At 68.6% G+C, this 22376-nt stretch carries 21 protein-coding genes; 14 read left to right on the forward strand and 7 right to left on the reverse strand.

Annotated elements, in window-relative coordinates:
• Positions 1-135: 135 nt before the first annotated feature.
• Entirely contained in the window at positions 136-864 is a 729-nt protein-coding gene (locus tag ACFORO_RS05390; RefSeq protein WP_377896493.1) for a hypothetical protein, read from the reverse strand.
• Here ACFORO_RS05390 and ACFORO_RS05395 point away from each other — a divergent pair.
• The gene (locus ACFORO_RS05395) at positions 836-1084 is read left to right on the forward strand and encodes a hypothetical protein (RefSeq protein WP_377896494.1); all 249 of its coding nucleotides are present in this window, start codon (positions 836-838) and stop codon (positions 1082-1084) included. The genes ACFORO_RS05390 and ACFORO_RS05395 overlap by 29 nt on opposite strands.
• Position 1085: 1 nt before the next feature.
• On the opposite strand, the gene ACFORO_RS05400 is transcribed toward ACFORO_RS05395, so the two are convergent.
• Positions 1086-1841 carry an SDR family oxidoreductase gene (locus ACFORO_RS05400; RefSeq protein WP_377867560.1) on the reverse strand — a complete coding sequence of 252 codons (756 nt, stop codon included), beginning with the start codon at positions 1839-1841 and terminating at the stop codon, positions 1086-1088.
• A 181-nt stretch (positions 1842-2022) separates the two neighbouring features.
• Between ACFORO_RS05400 and ACFORO_RS05405 the strand changes: the two genes are divergently transcribed.
• Positions 2023-2757 (forward strand): SDR family NAD(P)-dependent oxidoreductase, encoded by a 735-nt coding sequence (locus ACFORO_RS05405; RefSeq protein WP_377867562.1) that lies wholly within the window; start codon positions 2023-2025, stop codon positions 2755-2757.
• Positions 2758-2793: 36 nt separating this feature from the next.
• Here ACFORO_RS05405 and ACFORO_RS05410 read toward each other — a convergent pair whose 3' ends face one another.
• From ACFORO_RS05410 to ACFORO_RS05425, 4 genes are all read right to left on the reverse strand, one after another.
• On the reverse strand, positions 2794-3621 hold the full coding sequence (locus tag ACFORO_RS05410; protein ID WP_377867564.1) for an IclR family transcriptional regulator: 828 nt from the start codon (positions 3619-3621) through the stop codon (positions 2794-2796).
• 158 nt (positions 3622-3779) lie between these two features.
• Positions 3780-4043, reverse strand: coding sequence for a ferredoxin (locus ACFORO_RS05415; RefSeq protein ID WP_377867566.1), 264 nt, complete (start codon positions 4041-4043; stop codon positions 3780-3782).
• Entirely contained in the window at positions 4040-5185 is a 1146-nt protein-coding gene (locus ACFORO_RS05420) for a Rieske 2Fe-2S domain-containing protein (protein WP_377867568.1), read from the reverse strand. The genes ACFORO_RS05415 and ACFORO_RS05420 overlap by 4 nt, the downstream gene beginning before the upstream one ends.
• Positions 5186-5274: 89 nt before the next feature.
• Complete coding sequence (locus ACFORO_RS05425) at positions 5275-5661, reverse strand: nuclear transport factor 2 family protein (RefSeq protein ID WP_377867570.1); 387 nt, start codon at positions 5659-5661, stop codon at positions 5275-5277.
• A 234-nt stretch (positions 5662-5895) separates the two neighbouring features.
• Between ACFORO_RS05425 and ACFORO_RS05430 the strand changes: the two genes are divergently transcribed.
• The 8 genes from ACFORO_RS05430 (at position 5896) to ACFORO_RS05465 (ending at position 16507) form a co-directional block, all read left to right on the forward strand.
• Complete coding sequence (locus tag ACFORO_RS05430) at positions 5896-6939, forward strand: 2Fe-2S iron-sulfur cluster-binding protein (RefSeq protein ID WP_377867572.1); 1044 nt, start codon at positions 5896-5898, stop codon at positions 6937-6939.
• Positions 6940-7026: 87 nt separating this feature from the next.
• The gene (locus ACFORO_RS05435) at positions 7027-8211 is read left to right on the forward strand and encodes an acyl-CoA dehydrogenase family protein (protein WP_377867574.1); all 1185 of its coding nucleotides are present in this window, start codon (positions 7027-7029) and stop codon (positions 8209-8211) included.
• 15 nt (positions 8212-8226) lie between these two features.
• The gene (locus tag ACFORO_RS05440) at positions 8227-9162 is read left to right on the forward strand and encodes a VOC family protein (RefSeq protein WP_377867576.1); all 936 of its coding nucleotides are present in this window, start codon (positions 8227-8229) and stop codon (positions 9160-9162) included.
• Complete coding sequence (locus ACFORO_RS05445; RefSeq protein WP_377867578.1) at positions 9155-11665, forward strand: flavin-containing monooxygenase; 2511 nt, start codon at positions 9155-9157, stop codon at positions 11663-11665. Before ACFORO_RS05440 ends, ACFORO_RS05445 begins: the two co-directional genes overlap by 8 nt.
• Before the next feature lie 89 nt (positions 11666-11754).
• Positions 11755-13227 (forward strand): FAD-dependent oxidoreductase, encoded by a 1473-nt coding sequence (locus tag ACFORO_RS05450; RefSeq protein WP_377867580.1) that lies wholly within the window; start codon positions 11755-11757, stop codon positions 13225-13227.
• Positions 13224-13715 carry a flavin reductase family protein gene (locus tag ACFORO_RS05455; RefSeq protein WP_377867582.1) on the forward strand — a complete coding sequence of 164 codons (492 nt, stop codon included), beginning with the start codon at positions 13224-13226 and terminating at the stop codon, positions 13713-13715. The genes ACFORO_RS05450 and ACFORO_RS05455 overlap by 4 nt, the downstream gene beginning before the upstream one ends.
• A gap of 61 nt (positions 13716-13776) precedes the next feature.
• Positions 13777-14628 (forward strand): alpha/beta fold hydrolase, encoded by an 852-nt coding sequence (locus ACFORO_RS05460; protein ID WP_377867584.1) that lies wholly within the window; start codon positions 13777-13779, stop codon positions 14626-14628.
• Positions 14629-14812: 184 nt separating this feature from the next.
• A complete protein-coding gene (locus ACFORO_RS05465; RefSeq protein ID WP_377867586.1) occupies positions 14813-16507 on the forward strand; it encodes a 3-ketosteroid-delta-1-dehydrogenase in 1695 nt (564 codons plus the stop codon).
• A gap of 59 nt (positions 16508-16566) precedes the next feature.
• Here ACFORO_RS05465 and ACFORO_RS05470 read toward each other — a convergent pair whose 3' ends face one another.
• Positions 16567-17181, reverse strand: a complete 615-nt coding sequence (locus tag ACFORO_RS05470; protein WP_377867588.1) for a TetR/AcrR family transcriptional regulator — start codon at positions 17179-17181, stop codon at positions 16567-16569.
• 211 nt (positions 17182-17392) lie between these two features.
• On the opposite strand from ACFORO_RS05470, the gene ACFORO_RS05475 reads away from it, so the two are divergent.
• The 4 genes from ACFORO_RS05475 to ACFORO_RS05490 are packed head-to-tail and all read left to right on the forward strand — an operon-like array spanning position 17393 to position 22192.
• Complete coding sequence (locus ACFORO_RS05475; protein WP_377867590.1) at positions 17393-18688, forward strand: hypothetical protein; 1296 nt, start codon at positions 17393-17395, stop codon at positions 18686-18688.
• 50 nt (positions 18689-18738) lie between these two features.
• Positions 18739-19929, forward strand: coding sequence for an AAA family ATPase (locus tag ACFORO_RS05480; RefSeq protein WP_377867592.1), 1191 nt, complete (start codon positions 18739-18741; stop codon positions 19927-19929).
• Positions 19929-21131 (forward strand): vWA domain-containing protein, encoded by a 1203-nt coding sequence (locus ACFORO_RS05485; RefSeq protein ID WP_377867594.1) that lies wholly within the window; start codon positions 19929-19931, stop codon positions 21129-21131. The genes ACFORO_RS05480 and ACFORO_RS05485 overlap by 1 nt, the downstream gene beginning before the upstream one ends.
• 14 nt (positions 21132-21145) lie before the next feature.
• Positions 21146-22192 carry a serine hydrolase domain-containing protein gene (locus ACFORO_RS05490; protein ID WP_377867596.1) on the forward strand — a complete coding sequence of 349 codons (1047 nt, stop codon included), beginning with the start codon at positions 21146-21148 and terminating at the stop codon, positions 22190-22192.
• Positions 22193-22376 lie beyond the last annotated feature (184 nt).

Genomic DNA, 22376 nt, shown 5'->3' on the forward strand with positions numbered 1-22376 from the left:
CTTCACCCCCGATCCCGGCGGCAGCATGACTTGACAAACCCCATTGGGAAGTCCTTTCGGGTGGGCGGGCGTCATGAGCGCAACATATCATTAGTGGTAAATATGATTTAAGAGGCAAATCCTCACGTCAGGACGCTAGCCGCGCAGCGCGGACGCGAAGATCCCGGGCAGCTTGGACCAGCCAGGACGTCCGGCGAAGGCGGCCAGGCGGCGTCCGGTGACCCGCGCCGTCCGGTTGGTGACGAACCACGGCGGGCGCGGCGAGATCGCGAGCTGCCCGGTGGCGACTGACCGGGGGAACGGCCGGAACGGGCCGTGCGCTACGGTCCGTTCGACGTGGTCGAGCAGCAGCGCGTTGTGCACCACGCCGATTCCGCTTTGGACGTCGGTGAGCGGATGCCCGGGGAACGCGCCCCACGAGGCGCGGGCCGTCAGGTAACCGACGCCGGTCCAGGCGTTGATCGCGATGGTGCCGTACCGCAGGCGCGTGATCGCCTCGGTGAAGCTGCGGCCCAGACGCCGTTTCGTCCGCGGGTGGAGCACGATGTTCGCGCCCAGCGTCCCGGCCAGTTTCTCGTTCGCGAAGTCGACGGCTCGGTCGAGGAACTGCCGCGGATCTCCTGGCAGCTGAGTGACCGCCAGGACCGGGCCGAAGTACTCCTCGGTGAAAGCGGCGTCGCCGTCCGCGGGCACGTCGAGCAGAAGCCGGTCTTCCCAGTGTTCCGCGGCCGGGTGCTCGGCGAGGGCAAGGAAAACGTCCTTCTGCTCCCAATCGCTGCTGAGCACCAGGACTTGCGACGCGACGCAGTTGTACCCGTTGTTGTGCAGCTTCTGCGTGACGACGTGTTCGGCCTGGAACGCCAAGTCCCGCGCGGACCAGCGGCCGGGAACGACGATCGTCGGCGACACCCCGCCGAGTTCGCTGGTGATCGGCTTGGCCGCGTCCGGGGCGCCGGGGGATTTTCTCGACTATCTGGTGCGGCAGGAGGACTTGCAGGTGCGGATGATGCACGCGGCACTGATCGGGAACGCCTCGGACGTGCCCGGGATGGTCGAGGAGTTCATCAGCGTCTGGGACGGCTAGGTCAGACGCCGTATCCGCCGTCCACGTCGAGCTTCTGCCCGCTGATGAACCCGGCCCGGTCCGAGGCCAGGAAACACACTGCCTCCGCGATGTCCCGCGCACTGCCGAAGGTGCGCAACGGGATGGCGCGCCGCGCGGCCTCAAGAGCGCGTTCGTCGAGGTCGCCGCGCGCCATCAGGTCCGCGGCCATGCCGTCGGTCAACATCCCCGGCCCGACGCAGTTGACGCGCACGCCGAACCGGCCCTCCTCGGCGGCGAGTGCCCGGGCGGTCGCCTCGACCGCGCCCTTGGGCCCGGCGGACAAACCGTCGCGGACCGGGTACCGCCTCGTCGCCGCGGTGGTGACCGCCACGATCGATCCTTTGCTGGCCCGCAGCGCGGGCAGCGCCGGGTGGACGAGATTGAAGAACGCGGCGGCTTCCGCGGCGAGACGCGTGCCGAACTCGTCAGGGTCCACTGTAGACAGATGCTGCTGCGGGACCAGCGGTCCGGCGGCGTGGACGAGGGTGTGGATCGCCCCGAAACGCTCGACCACACTGCCGACGTACGCCTTGCTCCGCGCGGGGTCGGTGAGGTCGAGAGAATCGGCCGTCGCGCCGAGTTCGGCTGCCAGGCTTTCCGCTGCTTCCCGGTTGCTGAGGTAGGTGAAGGCGATCGCGCAGCCGCGCTCGGCGAGAGTCCGGCAGATCGCGGCGCCGAGTCCGCCGGTGCCGCCGGTCACGACCGCGACGCCCGGCTTGCCGTGAAAGTCTTTCAAGGGCCGGTCTTCTCCCGTCAGGCACGATAGCAAGCAAACGCTTGGTCGAGTTTACGAGGCCGTGCCGCACTGGTCAAACGGAAGCCGGAGGCGTCCGCTGAGCCGACGCATGCGCCCCGCTCTTCCCGCTGGCGAAGGTACCTTCGCGCGACCACGCACCCCGAGCCGAAGGAAGTGGAACGTGACCGACCAACTCGTGGACCTGCGGGACAAGATCGTGTTCGTCACCGGTGCCGCACAAGGACAGGGCGCGGAGCATGCCCGGACGGCTGCCCGGCTGGGCGCGGACGTCGTGCTGGCCGACCTCGACGAGAGCGCCGTCGCGAAAGTAGCCGCGGAGATCGACGGGCGAGCCATCGGACTCGACGTGCGCAGCAAGGAGAACTGGGCTGCCGTCATGGAACGCGTCCGCGCCGAGTTCGGCCGGATCGACGTGCTCGTCAACAACGCCGGGTTTTATCGCAAAGCACCGTTGGAGAGTTTCGAGGAGGAGCACCTGGCGCAAACCTTGGGCGTCAACCTGATCGGGCCGGTCCTCGGGATGCAGGCCGTGCTGCCGTTGATGCGCGACCGCGGCGGTTCGATCATCAACGTCGCTTCGACCGCGGGGTTGATGGGTTTCGCGGGCGGGCTGGGGTACAGCGCGTCGAAATGGGGACTGCGCGGCGCCAGCAAATCCGCAGCGAAGGAGCTTGGCGAGTTCGGTATCCGGGTGAACTGTGTCTGCCCGGGCGCGATCGACACGCAGATGATCTCCGAAACGACCCGCGCGGGCGGGGGAGCGGTGGCAGGTCAGCCAATCCCTCGTCCGGGGACGACGGCCGAGGTGGCCGCGTTGGTGGCTTTCCTCGCCAGCGACGCGAGCAGCTACTGCACCGGACAGGACTTCGTGATCGACGGCGGCCAAACCGCCTGACAACCAGGCTGGTCGGCCCTCCGCAACGAGGGCCGACTAACCAGCAGCAGGCCCGCCATTGGCCAGTTGCAGCTCAACCGCAGGCGGAAGCTCCGGCACCGCCCGGGGACGCAGCGTCGGAACGCCATTGGCGACCCGCCACACAGTAGCGGCGGCATTGCGCACCTCGGTGATCGTCGAGACCAGATCGAGCGCCCGGGTCGGACCGCACACAGACAGCGCGAAATGCCCGTCGTCGTCCATCGTGGTGATCGGGGCGGCCACCACAGTCACGCCGTGATGAGTGCCCTGCGCATCCACGGCCACACCCCCGCGGTCGCGGACCCGGGCCAGGTCTCGCAGGAGCTGGCTGCGCGACTGGATGGAGTACTGGGTGGGCGCGTGGCCGAAATGCAGCTCAGGCCAATGATCGGGGGCCAGGGTGGCGAGCAATGCCCGTCCGGGGGCGGTGAGCGGGACCGGCTGCCGGGCGCCCGCGCTCCATTGCCCGGAGGCGGACGGCCACGAGCCGATCCGTTCGAGGTGCATGATCTCGGAGCCGACCAGCATGCTCAGGTACACGGTCAGCCCGCTTCGGCGATGCAGTTCGGCCATCACCGCGACGGCGGCGCGCGGGACGGTGCGCCGCCGGGTGAACTGCGAGCCGAGTTCGAACATCCGCACGCCCAGCGTGTAGGTGAACTCCTTGCGCTCCACCCAGCCGAGTTCGACCAGCCGCTGCAGGATCCGGTGCGCCGACGACCGCGGCACGTGGGAGCGGCGGGCGAGTTCGGCCAGCGTCAGGGGCCGTTCGCCCACGAAGGACTCCAGCAGCGACGCGACGCGGTCGATCATCGCCGCGGGGGCTTCCTCGATGTGCGCCATTGCAACACCACCTCCAGAGACTGCGTGTGTCAGATTAAGACTACCTGTCAGAATCTGACATCTTGGAGTGTAGGCACATCGACGCTCGGCTGTAAACCGGCTCGCGGACAGAGAAGTGCGCCGTGTCCGGGCGAACCGGGCACGGCGCACCTGTGCGGTCACACCGTCTGGACGATCCGGAGCCGTCCTGCCGCGACTTCGGCTTCGAGGGACTCCTTGAGCCGCGAACATCCCGCCAGCGCCGGTCCCGGCATCGGCGACGCGCCGAGTTCCGCGCAGGCTTCGACGGCGTCGGCGTTCCACTGCAGGCTCGTCTGGTGCACGGTGCTCTTGCGCGCCAGCAGTCGCGCCGCGCAGTGCTGGCACCGCAGCGGCTGCATCGGCACGTCGTCGAGCCGGTTGTCGGTCCTGAGTTCGCTCACGGCGCGGTCTCCGTCGGCTTGGCCTGCCGGGCGATGTTCGCGGCCACCTCGTCGTGCCACGCCTTCGTCGGGCGGGTGAGATCCAGTTCGTACTCGAATCGGTCGACCATCTCCGGCTGGACGTCCGCGACGTCGACGTAGAACTGCTCGTACCAGCGGCGCAGCTGGTACACCGGGCCGTCTTCCTCGCACAGCAGCGGGTTGTCGATCCGGGCCTTGTTCTTCCAGATCTCGACGTCCTGCTCGAAGCCGACCTTGATGTAGTCGCCGAGCGCGATCGCCGAAGCCATCGCCGCGTCCTCCGGCAGCGAGGCCGACTTCTTGACGATGATCCCGTACTGCAGCACGAACGAATCCGCCGTGATCGGGTAGTGGCAGTTGAGCAGAACCGTGTGGTGATCGCCGAACTCGTAGTGATACGTCAGGTCGTCGATCATGAACGACGGGCCGTAATACGACGCGACCGAAGTGGTGCCGAGCATTTTCGGCTGGCCCTCGGGCGCGGGGTAGTCGTCGCGGGCGTCGCCGTTCATGTACTGGGTCGCGACGTGGCCCTCGAAGACGTTCTTGAAGTACGTCGGCAGCGATCCGTGCACATAAAAGAAATGCGCCATGTCGACGACGTTGTCGATGATCTCGCGGCAGTTGGTGTTCACGACGGTCGTGTACCAGTGCCAGTCGGTCCACTCGTCGCTTTCCGCGCCCTCGATGCGCGGGATGGCGACCTCTTCGGTCGGCTTCTTGCCCTCCGGGTCGTGCCAGACGAACAACAAGCCGTCCTGTTCCGACGTGGTCCAAGCCCGGGTGCGCGCGAGCATGGGGACGCGTTTGCTGTACGGGATCTGCTTGCACCGGCCGTCGCCGCCCCAGCGCCAGTCGTGGAACGGGCAGGCGATCTCGTCGCCCTTGACCTCGCCCTGGGACAGGTCGCCGCCGAGGTGCCGGCAGTAGGAATCGAGAATATTGATCTTTCCGCTCTCCCCGCGGAACACCACGAGTTTCGTGCCGAAGGCGTGCACGGTATGCGGTTTCCCGTCGCCGAAATCGCGGACGAGACCCAGGCAATGCCAGCCGCGGGCGAAGCGGGCGGGGGCCGAATCCGCTTCGATCAGGCGGATCTCGTCCGGTTGCAGAGAAGTCATCGCGCTCTCCTGGAAAGGGTTGGTGGGGAGCTGTCAGTCCGGTGCGTTCCGGTTTTAACAAGTGCTGGGGCCATGAACCCGGTCACAGTTCACTGACTGGAACGTCGTTGGTGCACGACGTCGGCCGGGCTCCAGATCGCGCGCATGCTCGTGATCCGGCCGCGTTCGTCGAACGTCATGACGTCGATCGGCTCGATCGAGCTGACGAACTCCTCGGTCGTGGTGATCACGCGCAGATGGAAGGCCGCCGTGTCGCCGGACGCGCGGACGGTCAGCAGTTCGGCGGTGAGAGCGAGGCCGTCGAGTTCGCTGTAGAACGCGGCGATGGCTTCGCGGCCCTTGCGGACGGCGCTGCCCGCGGGGTCTTCGACGGTGGCGTCCTCGGCGTAAAGCTCGGCGATCTTGGCCGCGTCGCCTGCTTCGAGCCGGCGCGCGTACTCCGCGACGGTCTGGGTGATCTTGTCGATGGTCAGCATGCGGGGATGCAAGCACAGCCGGGGCTGGGAAAAAGCCCGAGCAACCGCTTGGTGGGAAGCGACCGGTCTCCCAGTCAGCGAAACGCACCCGCCTCGCCGCCCTTTCCCCGCCCTACCGTTCCCCGGGACCGCCCGCGCTGAAGTCCGTGAGGGGAACCCTGAGGGAATCAGATTCCCTCAGGGTTCCCCTCACGGACGGGGCGGCGGGTTGGGCGACGAGGACCAGGAGGGTGGATGTCCACCGAAACGAGTACCGGCCGCGAGGCCGCGCCGGGTTCGCGCGGGAAACGGGTCCGGGTGACCGACGTCGTGGAGGAGACCGCCGACGCGCGCTCGTTCGTCGTGGAGCCGGTCGGGGACGCCGCGTTCGGCTACCGTGCGGGGCAGTTCCTGACCGTCCGGGTCCCGGACGCCGGAACGGGGTCCGCGCGCTGCTACTCGCTGTCGAGTTCGCCGCACAGCGACCAGGCGATGAAGTTCACCGTCAAGCGCGTGCGCGGCGGACACGGCTCCAACTGGCTGTGCGACACGGTCTCGGCTGGCGACGAACTCGACGTCCTCCCGCCCGCCGGGACCTTCACACCCGCGTCGCTGGACCAGCCGGTGGTGCTGGTCGCGGGCGGCAGCGGGATCACGCCGGTGATCGCCATCGCGAAGTCGATCCTGTTCGGCGGCAGCGGGAACATCGTGCTGATCTACGCGAACCGCGACGAGGCGTCGGTGATCTTCGCCGGAGAACTGGCCGCGCTCGAGAGCAAGTTTCCCGATCGCTTCACCGTGATCCACCTGCTGGAGTCGCTGCAGGGCTATCCCGGCCGGAACCTGCTGACCGTGCTGCTGCGTCCGTTCGCCGGCCGCGACGTCTACCTCTGCGGTCCGGAACCGTTGATGGACCTGGCGGCGGACGTGTGCGCCGGAATCCCCGGGACCCGGGTGCACTCGGAACGATTCCTTTCCCTGCAGCAAGATCCGTTCGCCGACGACCCGGAGACCGGGACCGGTGAGGTCGCGTGCACTGTGAAGGTCTCGCTCGACGGCGACGACCACGTCGTGCCCTGGAATGCCGGGCAAAAACTCCTCGACGCCCTCCTGGCCGCAGGCGTCGACGCGCCGTACTCGTGTCGCGAAGGCGCCTGCAGCGCGTGCGTGTGCGCGCTGACCTCGGGGAAGGTGAACCTGGCGCGCAACGAGATTCTCACCGAAGACGACCTCGCCGAGGGATACATCCTGGCGTGCCAGGCGGAACCGGTCAGCGACGAGATCGCCGTCGAGTACTGAGGCCCCTGTTCCACTCATCAGGAGACCTGGTCCGATCCGGCTTCCTGGTTGGCAAGCTCGACCCACTGCGAAGATCTAGGAGCCCCTATGCCGAATCCAGTGCTCGACAACATCGAGGCGATCGCCGACGAACTCCGGGCCGCCGCCGACGAGGGCGAGTCGCTCGGCCGCCTTCCCGACGACATGGCCAAGCGGCTCAAGCAGGCGGGCGTCATCCGTTTGCTGCAGCGCAAGAAGTACAACGGCTACGAGGCTCACCCGCGCGAGTTCGCCGAGACGGTCATGAAGACCGCGAGCATCTACGGTTCGGCGGGCTGGGTGGGCGGCATCGTCGGCGTCCACCCGTGGCAGCTGGCCTTCGCGGATCCGAAGGTGCAGGAAGAAATCCTGGGCGAGGACACCGACACGTGGCAGGCGTCGCCGTACATGCCCGCCGGGGTCGCGGTTCCGGCCGACGGCGGGTTCGTGCTGAACGGCCGCTGGCAGTTCTCGTCGGGCACCGACCACTGCGACTGGATCTTCCTCGGCGCGATGCTCGGCGGCCAGGACGGCCAGCCGCTGATGCCGCCGCACAGCATGCACGTGATCCTGCCGCGTTCGGACTACGAGATCATCGACGGTTCCTGGGACGTCGTCGGCCTTCGCGGCACCGGCAGCAAGGACATCGTGGTCAAGGACGCGTTCGTCCCGGCGTACCGGGTGATGGACGCGGACAAGGTCATCGACGGCTCCGCGGCGAGGGAGTACGGCGTCACCGAGACGCTGTACAAGATGCCGTGGTCGACGATCTTCCCGCTGGGCATCACCTCGGCCACCATCGGCATTTGCGAAGGGGTGCTGGCCGCTGGGGTCGATTACCAGCGCAACCGCGTCGGCGCGACCGGAACCCTTGTCAAGGACGACCCGTACGTGCTGCACGCGCTCAGCGATTCGGCCTCGGAGATCGACGCCGCGCGCCAGCAGCTGCTGTCCAATGTGGATCGAGCGTGGGACAAGGTCGACCGCGGCGAGGAGATCGACTTCGCCACCCGTGCCCAGATCCGCCGCGACCAGGCCCGCGCGGCGTGGCGAGCGGTGCGCGCCGCCGACGAGATCTTCGACCGCGCCGGCGGAAACGCGTTGCGGATGGACAACCCGCTGCAGCGCTTCTGGCGCGACGCGCACGCCGGGCTGCACCACGCGATCCACGTCACCAGCACCACCTACCACGCCGCCGCGCTGGCGTCGCTGAACGTCGAAGTCCCGCAGGGTCCCCTGCGCGTGATGATCTGAGAAAGGATCCCCGTCATGAGCGAAATCAAGGGACTCGGCTACGTCCGGGTCATCGCCACCGACCTGGAGCGCTGGCGCGAACTCGGCTTCGACGTGCTCGGTTTCGCGCCGGGCTTCGGCGACGAGAAGGACGCGCTGCACTTCCGGATGGACGAGCGCCCGTCCCGCATCACCGTCGAGCAGGGCGACGCGGACCGCGTGACGGCGGTCGGCTGGGAAGTGCGCGACGCTCCGGCGTTGCGTCGGCTCCGGGCGACTCTCGAAGACGCTGGCGTGGAGTGCACGCCGATGTCGCAGGAACTCGCGGACCGGCGCAAGGTCGAGGCGGGCTTCTCCGCGAAGGATCCGGGCGGCACGCCGCTGGAGTTCTTCCACGGTCCGGTGCTCGAACACAGCCCGGTGGTGACCAAGTACGCCCACAAGTTCGTCACCGGCGCGCAGGGACTCGGCCACGTGGTCATGCCGACCACCAGCTTCGACGAGTCCTTCGAGTTCTACACCGAGACGCTCGGCTTCCTGTCGCGCGGTGCGTTCCGGATGCCCGGCCCGCCGGAAGCCGGTCCGCTGCGCATCCGGTTCCTCGGGATCAACCAGCGCCACCACAGCCTGGCGATCATGCCGAGCCTGGAAGGCCGCGACCCGGGTCTGATCCACGTGATGGTGGAGGTCGATTCGCTCGACGCGGTCGGCCGCGCCTACGACCAGGTGCTGGCGCGCGACTTCCCGGTGTCCTCCACTCTTGGGCGGCACACCAACGACAAGATGATCTCGTTCTACGTGCGCGTCCCCGGCGGCTGGGACATCGAGTACGGCTACGGCGGCCAGCCCGTCGACGAAAGCTATTACACCGCCGAGGAAGTCACCGCGGACAGCTACTGGGGCCACGAATGGCTCTGGATGAAGGAAATGAAGGAAGCGCAGAAGGCCGCCGAGTCCACTGTGGATGCCTGACGTGGAAAACTCTTTCGACGCAGTCGTCGTCGGCGCCGGGATCGCCGGGCTCTACGCGGTGCACAAACTGCGTGCGCGCGGAATGCGGGTGCGGGGCTTCGAGAGCGCGGCCGGGGTGGGCGGCACCTGGTACCACAACCGGTATCCCGGTGCGCGCTGCGACGTCGAAAGCATCGACTATTCCTACTCGTTCGACGAAGAACTGCAGCAGGAATGGACGTGGAGCGAGCGGTTCGCGGCCCAGGACGAGATCCTGCGGTATCTCGGCCACGTCGCGAACCGGCACGACCTGCGCTCGGCGTACGAGTTCTCGACCAGGGTGACGGCGGCGGACTACGACGACCGGTCCGGGCGGTGGACAGTGCGAACGGACACCGCCCGGACCGTCAGCGCGCGGTTTCTCGTGCTGGCCACCGGTGTTCTGTCGGCCACCAACATGCCGGAGATTCCCGGACGGGACAGTTTCGCGGGCGAGCTGTACCACACCGGAGCCTGGCCGCACCACGGCGTGGAGTTCGAAGGCAAGCGCGTCGGCGTGATCGGGACCGGGTCGTCCGGAATCCAGACGATCCCGGTCGTCGCCGAAACCGCGGCGCGGGTGACGGTTTTCCAGCGCAGTCCCAACTATTCGATTCCCGCGCGGAACCGTCCGTTGCCGCCCGAGTTCATCGCGGACGTCAAAGCCGGCTATCCCGAACGGCGGCGGTTGTCGCGGATCAGCGGCGGCGGCACGCCTAACAGCCCGCACCCGCGCGGCGCGCTCGAAGTCGACGCCGCCGAGCGGACCCGGATCTACGACCAGTGGTGGGAACGCGGGGGATACCTGTTCGCCAAGGCTTTCCCCGACCAGACCACGAATCTCGCCGCGAACGACACCGCGCGCGAATACGTCGAAGCCAAGATCCGCGAACTCGTGCACGACCCGGAAATCGCCGAACAGCTCATCCCGGACGACCATCCGATCGGCACGAAACGCATCGTCACCGACAGCGGCTATTTCGAGGCGTACAACCGCGAAAACGTCGAGCTGGTCAACCTCCGGCGCACGCCGATCACCGAGATCACGCCCAGCGGAGTCCGCACGTCGGACGGTCTGCGTGAACTCGACATGCTGATCTTCGCGACCGGTTTCGACGCGATGACGGGTTCGCTGTCCCGCATCGACCTCCGCGGCCGGGACGGGCGCACGCTGCGCGACGCCTGGTCGGCGGGCCCGCGCACCTACCTCGGGCTGGCGGTTTCCGGATTTCCCAACATGTTCGTCGTGTCCGGGCCGGGCAGCCCGAGCGTGCTGGCGAACATGGTGCTGACCGCCGAACAGCACGTGGACTGGATCGCGTCCTGTTTGGACTATCTCGACGAGCACCGCGCGACGACGATCGAGGCGAGCGAGGACGCCGTCACCGAATGGGTGGCCACGTGCAACGCCAACGCGGCGGCGACGCTGTTCCCGGCCGCCAACTCCTGGTATCTCGGCGCGAACATCCCCGGCAAGCCTCGCGTGTTCATGCCGTACGTCGGCGGGCTCGGCAAGTACCGCGCGATCTGCGATGACGTCGCGTCCGACGGGTATCGCGGGTTCGTCCTCGACGACCGCGCCGCCGAGGTGAAGGCGATGCTGGCCGGTCTGGCGGACTTCCCGGACGTGACCCAGCACGATCCCGCGGGCCTGCGGACGCTCATCCGCTCGCGCCGGGCGCCGCTGACACATCAGCCCGCGATGCGGATCGCGGAAGACCGCGTCATTCCTGGGCCCGGCGGCGACCTGAGGCTGCGGATCTACGCGCCACACCACGAAGGGCCGCTCCCGGTCGTGGTCTTCGCGCACGGCGGCGGGTTCGTGTTCTGCGACCTCGACAGCCACGACGAGTTCTGCCGTTCCCTGGCGGATGCGGTCGAAGCGGTGGTGATCGCGGTCGACTACCGGCTGGCCCCGGAACATCCCGGTCCCGCAGCGATGGAGGACGTGTACGCGGCGGTGGTCTGGGCTGCTGAGCACGCCGCCGAATACGGGGGAGACCCGGCCCGGATCGGCGTGGTCGGCGACAGCGCGGGCGGCAACCTGGCCGCGACGGTGTGCCTCGCGGCCCGCGACCGCGGCGGCCCGCGCATCGCCGCGCAAGTCCTGCTGTACCCGGTGATCGACGACGATTTCTCCACCGAGTCCTACCAGCGCTACGGCGAGGGCTACTACAACACCGAGACCGCGATGCGGTGGTACTGGGCGCAATACGCGCCGAACGGAACCGACAGCCCCTACCTGGTGCCGACCCGGGCGGAGTCCCTTGTGGACCTTCCTCCCGCTGTGGTCGCGACCGCCGAACTGGATCCGTTGTGCACGGCCGGAGACGACTACGCCGAGCGCCTGCGGGAAGCCGGGGTCTCCGTGACCGCGCACCGGTTCGAGGGCCTGTTCCACGGCTTCCTGACGATCCCGGCGTTGTCCCTGACCGAACCCGCGCGCGAGAAGCTCTGGCAGATGATGCGGGACCTCCTGGCCTAGTCGTCCGTGAGGGGAACCCTGAGGGACTCAGAGTCCGTGAGGGTTCCCCTCACGGCACGCCGCACCCCGCAACGAGAAAGGACTCACGTATGACGGCAGGCAAGCTGCGTCCCGTCCCGGCCGCCGCGATCGCCGAATGGCACGAGACCGCGGACGTGGTGATCGCCGGCTACGGCATCGCTGGCGTGTCCGCGGCGATCGAGGCCGCGAGGTCCGGCGCGCAGGTGCTGATCCTGGAACGCACAAGCGGCTGGGGCGGCGCGGCGGCGCTGGCCGGCGGCTTCGTGTACCTCGGCGGCGGCACTCCGCTCCAGCGCGCGCTCGGGTTCGAGGACTCCGCGGAGAACATGGAGAAGTTCCTGCTCGCGGCCGTCGGCCCGGGCGCCGACGCGGCCAAGATCGCCGATTACTGCCGCGGCAGCCTGGAACACTACGACTGGCTGGTCGGCAACGGCGTGCCCTTCCGCGAGGCGCTCTGGGACGAACCGGGCTGGGAACCGCCGCACGACGAGGGCCTGGCCTATTCCGGCGGCGAGAACGCGGCTCCGTTCAACGCCGTCGCCAGCCCCGCGCCGCGCGGACACGTGCCGCGGATGCGCGACAAGCGCACGGGGGAGCGAGGCGGCGGCTACATGCTGATGAAGCCGCTCGCGGAGACCGCCGAAGCGCTCGGCGTGCGCGTTTCCTACGACGTCCGCCTGACCCGTCTCATCGTGGACGGCGAACGGGTCGTCGGGGTGCTCGCGCGGCGCTACGGGCGCGAGATCGCCGTCCGGGCCGAACTCGGGGTCGTACTGGCGACCGGCGGTTTCGCCTACTCCGAGCAGATGGTCGCCGACCACGCGCCGCGGCTGATCGGCCGTCCGGGAGCCGCTATCGAGGAACACGACGGCGTCGGCATCCTGGCCGCGACCGCGTTCGGCGCGGCGACCGCGCACATGGACGCCACCGAAGTCGCCTTCTTCGGCGACCCGCAGATGATGGCGCGCGGCATTCTCGTCAACGGCCAGGGCCAGCGCTACGTCACCGAAGACACCTACCCGGGCCGGATCGGCCAGGCGACGCTGTTCCATCAAGACAACCAGGCCTTCCTGGTGATCGACGAACAAGCGCACGAGGAAGCCCTCGCGACCGAGACCGCCACCCCGGTCTTCCGCGTGCCGCCGACCTGGGCCGCGGAGACCGTCGCCGAACTGGAGGCCGACATGGGCCTGCCGGAACTCGCTTTGCAGACCACGGTCGAGGTCTACAACACCTATGCCGCGCAAGGCCTGGACCCGCTGTTCGGCAAGAAACCGGAGTGGCTGCGCCCGCTCACCGGCGCGGTCGCCGCCTTCGACCTGCGGGGCGCGACCGCCGGATTCCCTCTGGGCGGTTTGCGAACCGATCTGGATTCGCGAGTGCTGCACGTGTCCGGGGAGCCAATCCCCGGCCTGTTCGCCGCCGGACGCTGTACGGCAGGCATCTGCACCGGCGGCTACGTCAGCGGCGCTTCACTGGGAGACGGCAGCTTCTACGGCCGCCGGGCCGGACTCGCTGCGGCCAAGGGAGAAGTTGAATGAACAAACCGTCGGACCCCACGCGGATGCGGGCCGTGCTGGGACATTTCGCGACCGGCGTCGTGGCGATCACCGGAATCGACCCGGACACGGGCGCACCGGTCGGCCTGGCGGCGAACTCGTTCACGTCGGTGTCGCTCGACCCGCCGCTGGTCGCGTTCTGCGTGGCCGCGACCAGCACGTCGTGGCCACGAGTGCGCGCCGCGGGCTGCTACGCGATCAGCATCCTGTCCGAGTCCCAGGAAGCCGTCTGCCGAAGCTTGGCGGCCCGCGGTGTCGACAAGTTCGCCGGTATCGACTGGACGCCGTCGCCCTCGGGCGCACCAGTGGTCACCGATTCCCTGGCGTGGATCGAAGCGGAACTCGACACCGAGCACGCGGCGGGCGACCACACGATCGTCGTCTCCCGCGTACGGCACCTGTACTCGTCGGACCAAGAGCCGCTGGTCTTCTTCCGCGGCCGCTACGGACGCATCAGCGTGCCCGCCTGAGAGCGTCCGCTGATCGGGAAAGCCGTCCGACCGGGGCAGATTCCGCTGGCAAAGTCGAGCCATGACCGCCGAATCCGCTCCCGAACTCCGCGAACTCCCCACCGAACACGGCGTCCTGCGCTACCGCGAAAGCGGCGACGGCCCGCCGCTGGTGCTGCTGCACGGTTCCGGCCCCGGCGTGACAGGCTGGCGCAACTTCGGCGCCAACCTGCCGACCTTCGCCCCGCACTACCGCACCATCGTGCTGGAGTTCCCCGGCTTCGGCGTCAGCGACGATTTCGGCGCCGCGCACCCGATGCAGTCCGCCGGGGCCGCCGTCCGCGCGCTGCTGGACGGTCTCTCGCTGGACCGCGTGCGCATGGTAGGCAACTCAATGGGCGGCTTCGTCGCAACGGACTTCGCCCTCTCGTCCCCCGAACGCGTCGAGCGCTTGGTCACGATCGGCGGCATCGGAACCCCGATCTTCAGTTCGCAACCAGGGGAAGGCATCGTCCGCCTGAGCGAGTTCGTGGAAAACCCGACCCGCGACGCACTGGTCGCCTGGCTGCGCTCGATGGTCTACGACCAGTCCATGGTCACCGAGCAGCTGATCGAGGAACGCTGGGCCCAAGCAACAGATCCCGCCACCCTGGAAAACTCCCGCCGCATGTACGGCGCCGCAGCCCTCACCGCCATGGCCGCCGCCGCCCGCAACGCGGAAACCCCCGCCTGGGCAAAACTACGCCACCTGACCACCCCAACCCTGATCACCTGGGGCCGAGACGACCGAGTGAGCCCCGTCGACATGTCCCTGCTCCCCATGCGCACTCTCCCAAAAGGCGAAATCCACATCTTCCCGAACTGCGGCCACTGGGTCATGATCGAACAAAAAGCGGCCTGGGAAGCCACAGTCTTAGCCTTCCTAGCCCGTTGATCTTCCTCCGCCACAGCTTTCGCCCGCTTCCCTGAACTTGCCCACCACGCGGGATCGCGCCGGCGTTTGGGGGCTGCCCGGCGTGACAGGCCGAAGGCCCCTCACGCCGGGCAGCCCCCAAACGCCGGCTTAAAAGCGATCCCGCCCGCGACGACGAAGTCGGCGCCAAAAACACAGGAGCAACGTGAAAAACAAAGTCCCCGCCGTAACACCAGCCAAGAACAAAACCGTAGACCTGCTAGTAATCGGCTCCGGCACCGGCCTAGCCGCCGCCCTCTCCGCCCACGAACGAGGCCTCTCCACCCTGGTCGTCGAAAAAACCCCCTACGTAGGCGGCTCAACAGCCCGCTCCGGCGGCGCCTTCTGGATCCCAGGAAACCCCACCCTGCCCGACACCGGCCCCCAAGCAGTCACCGACGCAACCACCTACCTAAAAGCAGTAGTCGGAACTTCAGCCCCACCCGAACGCGGACACGCCTACCTAAAACACGGCGCCGCAGCCGTAGACATGCTCCGTCGCACCACACCAATGCGATTCTTCTGGGCAAAAGGCTACTCCGATTACCACCCAGAAAAACCAGGCGGCCGCCCAGAAGGCCGAACCTGCGAATGCCGCCCATTCAACGCTTCCGTCCTAGGCCCCGAACGCCCCAGACTGCGCCCGGGCGTAATGGAGGCCCCAGTGCCAATGCCAGTCACCGGCGCAGACTACAAGTGGATGAACCTGGTAGCACGCAAACCACTCAAGGCGCTACCACGGATCCTCGCGCGAGCCGCACTGGGCATCGGCGGCATGCTCATCGGCCGCGACTACCTAGCAGGCGGGCAAGCACTCGCGGCCGGAATGTTCGCGGGCGTACTGCGCGCGGGCATTCCCGTGTGGACAGAGACCAGCCTGATCCGCCTGCTCCAAGACGACGACCGAGTCACCGGAGCCGTACTGCGGCAGGGAGACAAGGAAGTCACCGTCCGAGCCCGACGCGGCGTAGTCCTGGCCGCAGGCGGCTTCGACCACGACGTCGAGGCGCGGCACAAATTCCAGTCACCCCGACTCGGCGAACACGCCAGCCTAGGATCGGAAGGCAACACCGGCGACGGCATCCACGCAGGCCAGGAACTCGGCGCGGACACCGCTTTGATGGACCAGGCCTGGTGGTTCCCGGCGTTCGCACCGGTACCGGGCGGCGCTCCGGCAGTCATGCTGGCCGAGCGTTCGCTGCCGGGCTCGTTCATCGTCGACCAGAACGGAAAACGGTTCATCAACGAGGCGATCGACTACATGTCGTTCGGACAGGAAATCCTCGCCCGCGAACGGGCGGGCGCGCCGGTCGAGGAGATGTGGCTGGTGTTCGACCAGCGCTACCGGGACAGCTACATCTTGGCGGGCCGCTGCTTCCCGCGGCAGCCGCTCCCGGAATCGTGGTACCGGGCCGGAATCGCGCACAAGGCGGAAGACCTCGGCACGCTTGCCGCGGCGATGGGCGTGCCGGTTGCCGCGTTCCAGGACACCTTCCAGCAGTTCAACGAACGCGCGGCAACCGGAACCGACCCCGACTTCGGCCGGGGCGACAGCGCTTACGACCGCTACTACGGCGACCCCACGATCGGCCCCAACCCGAACCTGGCCCCGCTGCGCCGAGCGCCGTACTACGCGGTCAAGGTGGTCCTGAGCGACCTCGGCACTTGCGGCGGTCTCGTCGCCGACGAACACGCCCGAGTCCTGCGCGAGGACGGCGAAGCGGTCGACGGTCTCTACGCGATCGGAAACACCGCGGCGAACGCCTTCGGCACGTCATACCCGGGCGCAGGCGCGACGATCGGGCAGGGCGTGGTGTACGGCTACATCGCCGCGATGCACGCCGCTGGCGCGTCCTCGTAACTCCCGCTGTAGCCGGGCGGGACTCGTCACTCGGCGATTCCCGCTCGGTCCACAAAGGACTACTTGGCGAGCCGGGTCAACCCGCTCAACGCCATCCGCAACCCCCGCGAGTCCCACCGCTCAATGTCACTGAAGTCATCAGACCCACCGCTCTGCACCCACCGCGTCAGCGAGTGCCGCATAGTCTGTATCACCAGCAGCGCCGGAAGTTCGCGCAGGAACGGGTCCGGGTCAAGCTCGTAGTACCGCGCGAGAAACCGCGTGACCGCCCCGCTCAGCCCCTCGCACCACTCCACGAACCGCAGCCGGTACTGAGGGGTGTTGACGATCAGGGTCATGATCTGGTGGTCGTACTCGGGCACCTGCCGCCGGTTCAGCTCCGTCGTGAGCGCGGTCGTCAAGACCTCGATCGGATCCGCGTCGTCCGGTGCGTCCTCCAGGCCCTGCACGATCACTCGCTCGCTGCGGCGCAGCAGCGGCATCAGGACGTCCTCCTTGACCGGGAAGTGCCGGTGGAACGTCCGCGGGTTGATCCCGACGATCTCGCAGATCCGCTCGACAGTCACCGACGTGTCGCCCTCGGTCACGAACAGGTCCCGCGCGGTGAGCGCGATGCTCATGCGCAGCTCCTCGGCCCGGCGTTCGGTGAGGGTCTGCCGTTTCGGTTCCGTCACCAGGACTCCCTCCCTGTCGCGTTCATGGACCGTAGCCGCGCGGACGCACTTCGTGACGCCCGCTGACCACTCTGCGGAACAACGCGCCGTGCGGCCGCGAATGTCAGAATATGACACGTCCCAGCAGGCCCGGCGCCGATCCTGCTACGCTGATCGTGATGAGCAACTACTCGAACAGATCGGGGGTTCCGTTCGCCAAAGGTGAGTGCTGATGCACCCTTTGCCCGCGAACGAGAATCTTCGCCTCCTTTTCTGGGCGCGCGTGCGCGAATTCGCCGTGCCGCCGTCGATGATCGAGTCAGCGACTGCCCGCCGCTCGGCGGGCGACTGGGCCGGGGCCTGTGCCGCGGCGCGCGTCGACGTGGATCTGAACCTCCGGGCCATCAGCCGCACCCATGGCGGCTGGCTGGCGGCACAGGTCCGCGCCGATTTGCGGCATCTCGCCCCTGACCTGCTTCGCTGGCATTTCCCGCGCATCGCGCCGGACGGCCTGCTCCGGCCAGGGCTCACGGTGTCCCTGGCCCGGTACGGCGAGTTCCACCTTGTCGCGCGTACGCCGCCCGCCTGGGCGGATGCCGGGCAGCGGATCAGTCTCGCGCTGTGGTCGCCGTCCCAGCGCGCGGCCGGACTCCATCCGCATCCGCGTCCCGACCGGCGTTATCGCCTCGACCTGCACCGTCACTTGTGGGACGTGCGCAGGGCGGGCGAGCTGCGAGAACGGTCGGGGCGCTGGCCCCCGGACGAGAATGCCATCCAGCTCCCAGGCGGAGTGGGACCCTGCGCGGTCGACCGGTGGACGGCCGAGGCGGCGTTGCTGCTGCGCGCGGAGGGGCGCACGGACGGCGTCGTCGCGGTACGGCTCACCTCCCGGCACCGGCTGATGCTGGATATCGGCGCAGGAGACCGGACCCGTGCGGCACCGGTCCTGCCAGACGCCGCGACCTGGGTCCTGCCCGACCTGGAGCTGCTCCACGCCAGGCTGCTCGACGTCGACCAGCTGCATCCGCTTGTCGCAGCGGCACTTCGGCCCGGCCACCGACCCGGCGCGGCACGGAATTCCACCGCAACGGGGAATTCTCGCCTCGTCGACTGTCGCGGCGCCACGCATCGGATCGGCGTGGTGAACGGCGTGCTCGTCCCGCTGGACCACGACCCCGGCGAAATTCGCCGCGAAGAACTGCTGGGCGCGCTGGGCGGCCCCGAACTGCCGTGCCTGCGGGCGATCGACGAGGCGCACCGGTCTCCGGAAAGCCTCGTGGACGTCCGCGCCCGGCTCGATCACGGCGATGCGGCCGGCGCCCTCGCCGCCGTCGAAGGACTGCTCGGCCCGGACGTACTCCTGCGCAGCGGCGCACTGCGCGACGAACTGGAAACGGCAGTGGATCGCCAAGTCGTCCACGGCCTCTACCGGGCCGGACTGGCCGGATACGCACAGCCGTACTGGCCCGGGCCCGCCGCCCGGCACGCCAGCCACCGCGGCCACCCCCGGCACGCGACCTCTCGCTGATTCGCTCAGCCCTGATTCGACCCCAAAGGTGATGAAACCTGTTTACTGCCATGGATAATCGACGACCCCTGGACACCGCCGCCGCTCTCCTTTCCCTGCTGAACGACACGAGCACCGAACCGCGCCCCGACAGCCAGCTGGAAGCCTTGACGCTGGCCGTGTCCGCCGACCTGCCGGTGCTGCTGTGGGGCGAGCCGGGCATCGGCAAGACCGCCGCGCTCACCCAGCTCGCCGAGGCGCTCGAACTGCCGCTGACCACGGTGATCGCCAGCGTGCACGAACCGTCCGACTTCTCCGGCCTGCCGGTGGTCGGCGACGATCCCGCCGAGCAGGGCGTGCCGATGGCCCCGCCGGACTGGGCCGTGCGCCTGGTCCGTGCCGGCCGCGGACTTCTGTTCCTGGACGAGCTTTCCACCGCCCCGCCCGCCGTCCAGGCCGCGCTGCTGCGCGTCGTGCTCGAGCGGCGGGTCGGGGCGCTCAGGCTTCCTCCCGGCGTGCGGATCGTGGCCGCCGCCAACCCGCGTTCCTCCGCCGCCGACGGCTGGGAGCTGAGCCCGCCGCTGGCCAACCGGTTCGTGCACCTGCAATGGACCTACGACCACGACGTCGTGGTGCGCGGACTCGGCGGAACGTGGCCCCAAGCAGCGCTGCCCCAGCTGGACCCAACGCAGTTGCCCGACGCCGTGACGTTCGCCCGCCGCGCGGTCTGCGGGCTCCTGAGCACCCGGCCCGGGCTGGTGCATCAGCTGCCGAAGAGCGAAGCCCGGCGCGGCGGTCCGTGGCCTTCGCCGCGCAGCTGGGAAATGACCCTGCGACTGGTCGCTTTCGCCACCGCGGCGGGCGCTTCCCGGGAAGTGCTGTCCATGCTGGTGCGCGGCACGGTCGGCGACGGCCCGGGTCTGGAGCTGCTCGCCAGCCTCGACCGGATGGATCTGCCGGACCCCGAAACCTTGCTCGCGGACCCTCGATCGGCGGTGCTGCCCGAACGCGGCGACCTGCGCCAGACCGTCCTGGACGGGGTAGTGGAAGCGGTGCGGAAACGGCCGGAACAGGCCCGCTGGGACGCGGCGTGGGCGTTGCTGGTGCTGGCGTTGGAAACCGGCGCGCCGGACCTCGTGGTCGTGCCCGCGACGACGCTCGCCTCGCTGCGCCGCGAAGACTGGCAGGTACCGGCGGCGATCGAACGGCTGTCCGGCGCGGTGGCGTTGTCCCGGCGGGCGCAACCCGCAGGTGAGCGCTGATGGACGAGGAGAAGCTTTACGCCGCAAGGCTTTACGCCGTCCGGCACCGGCCGTATCTGGCGACCGCGTTGTTCGCCTTGCACGTGGTGGAGTCACGGCGAGTGCCGACGATGGGCGTTGACCGCCACTGGCGTTGCTACGTTTCGCCGAGGTTCGTGGACCGCACGCCGCTGGAGGAGCTGGCCGGAGTCTGGGTGCACGAGGTCTCCCACTTGCTGCGCGACCACCACGGCCGCGGCGACCGGTACGCCGCGAAGCACGAGCTGACCGGGCCGGCGGAGCGATTGCGGATGAACATCGCCGCGGACTGCGAAATCAACGACGACGTCTTCGGCGACGGCCTGGACCGGCCCGAGGGCGCCGTCGATCCGCAACTGCTGAGGCTGCGCGAAGGCGAGTTGATGGAGGAGTACCTGGCCCAGTTCCGGCTCGGTCCGTACACCGCCGAATTCGCCTGGCTCGACTGCGGCAGCGGCGCCGACGGCCTGGAGCGCGACTGGGATCTCGGCCTTGACGGCGCGCACGGGCTCAGCGAGCAGGAACGGGACGCCGTCCGGTTCCGGGTCGCGCAAGGCATCAACGGCAACCCGGGCGACGTTCCGGCGGGCTGGAAACGCTGGGCCGAGGAAGCGTTCCATCCGCCGCTGCCGTGGCGGGAACTGCTGGGCGCGGCGCTTCGGTCCGCGATGTCGGGCGCGGGCGAGGATTACACCTACGGCCGCCCGTCGCGCCGGTCGGCCAGCCTGCCCGGCGTCATCCTGCCGAGCCTGCGCCGCAGGCCGCCGCAGGTCTGCGTCATCGTCGACACCTCCGGCTCGGTGAGCGACGCCGAACTGGGCAGCGCACTCCTCGAAATCGCCGCGATAGTCCGCGCGGTGGGCGGCCGCCGGGATCTCGTCTCGGTGCTGTCGTGCGACGCCGCCGCGTACGTCACGCAACAGCTGTGCGGCGCCGAAGGAATCCCGTTGCTGGGCGGCGGCGGTACGGATCTGCGCACCGGTTTCGCCGGGGCGCTGAGAAGCAACCCCCGCCCCGATGTGATCGTGGCGTTGACCGACGGCCAAACCCCTTGGCCCAGCTCGAGACCGCCCTGTCGGACGGTGGTGGGCCTGTTCCCCAGGGTGGGTCGGCTGGCCGAGAACATTCCCGGCTATCGGCCGGATTCGCCGCCTGATTGGGCCCGCGTGGTCACCGTGGGGTGAGCTACCTTCGGAGAATGCCTTTCACCGGTCTGGACGCCTGGTTGAGTGCCCGAGCCGCCGCCGACGAGTTCTCCGGGGTGGTGTTGATCCGGCGCGGCGAGGAAGTGCTGTTTTCGGGCGCGTACGGGCCGGCGAGCCGTCGATGGGCCGTGTCGAACCGGCTCGACCTCCGGTTCGACACGGCCTCCATCACCAAGCTCTTCACCGCGGTGGCCGCGTTGCAGCTGGTGGACGAAGGCCGGCTGGACCTGGACATGCCGATCACCGAGATCGTCGACCTGGCCGGTACGGCGATCTTGCCGAGCGTGTGCGTGCGGCACCTGCTCACGCACACCTCCGGGATCGCCGACGACGCGGACGAGGAAGCCGGCGAGAGCTATGAGGCGTTGTGGGCCGACAAGCCGGTCTACTCGGTGCCGCGAACGCGTGACCACCTGCCGAATTTCGTTCACAAGCCGCCGAATTTCCCGCCGGGGGAGGGCTGCCGGTACTGCAACACGGGGTACGTCCTCGTCGGCCTGGCGATCGAGGAGATCACCGGAACCGCGTACCGCGACCACATCCGGAGCGCGGTTTTCGCACGGGCGGGCATGACCGCGGCGGACTTCTACGACCGCAGGGAAGCGGCGCCGGACGTCGCGGAGGGCTGGGATCCGGTCACCGATTCCGAAGGCCGGATCACCGGGTGGAAGCAGAACATCTTCAGCTATCCGTCGATCGGCTCGCCCGACGGCGGCGCGCACGTCACCGCGGCCGATCTGGTGCGGTTCCTGCGCGCGGTCCGCGGCGGCGAGCTCATGTCGGCCGAGCGGACCGAGCAGTTCCTCACCCCGCGGGTGCTGCACCACCGAGCCGAGGACGGCGACGTGTGGTACGGCTTCGGGCTGGAATTCACCTTGCGGCAGAACGGTTCTGTCCGGAACTACTACAAGGAGGGCCGCAACGCCGGCGTCGGCGGCATCGCGCGGCACTACCCCGCCGAGGACATCGACGTTGCGGTGCTGTCCAACGCCGCACGCGGCGCCCTGGCCGTGATCCGCGAAATCGACCGCCGCATTTAACTGGCAGCCGGTTAATTGCCGGGGCAAAGTATGAGACTGTGCTCCAGTTGAGGTTTCAACCTGCTACGCAATGGCCGTGAATGAGTGCGCGAATGTCCGAGTTTATCGGGTTGTGATAGGTGTGTTCATCTGTTGTTAACCTGCACGTTCCTGTCTGGTTAACCTAGGCAGCGCCACCATTGTG

Origin of the sequence: Amycolatopsis halotolerans, assembly GCF_042647905.1 — a bacterium.
Classification (GTDB): domain Bacteria; phylum Actinomycetota; class Actinomycetes; order Mycobacteriales; family Pseudonocardiaceae; genus Amycolatopsis; species Amycolatopsis halotolerans.

Excerpts from the sequence above, each read along its gene's own strand:
- ACFORO_RS05475 (WP_377867590.1), top strand. The coding sequence starts at position 17,393 with ATGCACCCTTTGCCCGCGAACGAGAATCTTCGCCTCCTTTTCTGGGCG.
- ACFORO_RS05485 (WP_377867594.1), top strand. The coding sequence starts at position 19,929 with ATGGACGAGGAGAAGCTTTACGCCGCAAGGCTTTACGCCGTCCGGCAC.
- ACFORO_RS05455 (WP_377867582.1), top strand. The coding sequence starts at position 13,224 with ATGAACAAACCGTCGGACCCCACGCGGATGCGGGCCGTGCTGGGACAT.
- ACFORO_RS05435 (WP_377867574.1), top strand. The coding sequence starts at position 7,027 with ATGCCGAATCCAGTGCTCGACAACATCGAGGCGATCGCCGACGAACTC.
- ACFORO_RS05420 (WP_377867568.1), bottom strand. The coding sequence starts at position 5,185 with ATGACTTCTCTGCAACCGGACGAGATCCGCCTGATCGAAGCGGATTCG.
- ACFORO_RS05445 (WP_377867578.1), top strand. The coding sequence starts at position 9,155 with ATGCCTGACGTGGAAAACTCTTTCGACGCAGTCGTCGTCGGCGCCGGG.
- ACFORO_RS05440 (WP_377867576.1), top strand. The coding sequence starts at position 8,227 with ATGAGCGAAATCAAGGGACTCGGCTACGTCCGGGTCATCGCCACCGAC.
- ACFORO_RS05430 (WP_377867572.1), top strand. The coding sequence starts at position 5,896 with ATGTCCACCGAAACGAGTACCGGCCGCGAGGCCGCGCCGGGTTCGCGC.
- ACFORO_RS05410 (WP_377867564.1), bottom strand. The coding sequence starts at position 3,621 with ATGGCGCACATCGAGGAAGCCCCCGCGGCGATGATCGACCGCGTCGCG.
- ACFORO_RS05450 (WP_377867580.1), top strand. The coding sequence starts at position 11,755 with ATGACGGCAGGCAAGCTGCGTCCCGTCCCGGCCGCCGCGATCGCCGAA.
- ACFORO_RS05460 (WP_377867584.1), top strand. The coding sequence starts at position 13,777 with ATGACCGCCGAATCCGCTCCCGAACTCCGCGAACTCCCCACCGAACAC.
- ACFORO_RS05490 (WP_377867596.1), top strand. The coding sequence starts at position 21,146 with ATGCCTTTCACCGGTCTGGACGCCTGGTTGAGTGCCCGAGCCGCCGCC.
- ACFORO_RS05480 (WP_377867592.1), top strand. The coding sequence starts at position 18,739 with ATGGATAATCGACGACCCCTGGACACCGCCGCCGCTCTCCTTTCCCTG.
- ACFORO_RS05425 (WP_377867570.1), bottom strand. The coding sequence starts at position 5,661 with ATGCTGACCATCGACAAGATCACCCAGACCGTCGCGGAGTACGCGCGC.